Source organism: Paraburkholderia sp. SIMBA_054, from assembly GCF_046534875.1.
In the GTDB taxonomy this organism is placed as follows: domain Bacteria; phylum Pseudomonadota; class Gammaproteobacteria; order Burkholderiales; family Burkholderiaceae; genus Paraburkholderia; species Paraburkholderia hospita.
In genome coordinates this window covers 1-269 of sequence record NZ_JAWRXV010000855.1, presented here as the reverse complement: position 1 = coordinate 269, position 269 = coordinate 1, and the positions used below count along the sequence as shown (strand labels likewise).

The window sequence follows — 269 nt, the reverse complement described above, 5'->3', positions numbered from 1 at the left end:
CGACAATGCGCTGACGTTGCTGCCGGGCGAAACCACCACGGTGCGGATCAGCTCCACCGCCTCGCTGGATGCGTTGCACGCCGCGCTGCGCCTGCGCTCGCTGGCCGACGCGGTGCAGCATCCGTCACGTTGAACGCAGCGCCACGCGCGGTGCCTGCTGCCGCTCATGTCCCCCGGCTTGGGGTGGGGGTTGGGTTGCGGCCTGGGAAAGCGAAGGGAAAGTGAGGTGGACAGGTAGGAGCGGCTTCAGCCGCGACCGCCGACATCCC

General features: G+C 69.5%; 1 protein-coding gene. It reads left to right on the top strand.

Annotated elements, in window-relative coordinates:
- The first annotated feature begins 10 nt into the window (after nt 1-10).
- The gene (locus SB822_RS57535; protein WP_410859167.1) at nt 11-133 is read left to right on the top strand and encodes a glycoside hydrolase family 2 protein; all 123 of its coding nucleotides are present in this window, start codon (nt 11-13) and stop codon (nt 131-133) included.
- Nucleotides 134-269: the final 136 nt, after the last annotated feature.